This is a genomic window from Bacillus sp. HY001, from assembly GCF_007558965.1.
Classification (GTDB): Bacteria; Bacillota; Bacilli; order Bacillales; family Bacillaceae_G; genus Bacillus_A; species Bacillus_A mobilis.
Genome location: NZ_VLTE01000422.1, coordinates 1 through 272 on the forward strand (window position 1 = coordinate 1; position 272 = coordinate 272).

The window sequence follows — 272 nt, forward strand, 5'->3', positions numbered from 1 at the left end:
ATCGCTCCTAAACCAAATACAGCTGCCACAGCCCCTTCTTCTACTTTTGCTGTGTTGTGTACCGCACCAATCCCAGTAGTCACACCGCATCCAAATAGGCCAACCTTATCAAGCGGCGCCTCTTGGTCAATTTTTGCTAAAGAGATTTCAGGAACGACTGTATATTCACTAAACGTACTTGTTCCCATGTAATGATAAATAGGCTCTCCATTATAAGAGAAACGAGTTGTTCCATCAGGCATTAAACCTTTACCTTGCGTTTCTCGTACGGC

General features: G+C 44.1%; 1 pseudogene. It reads right to left on the reverse strand.

Annotated elements, in window-relative coordinates:
• A pseudogene (locus FOT98_RS32070) lies at positions 1-272 on the reverse strand (S-(hydroxymethyl)glutathione dehydrogenase); the annotation flags it as partial.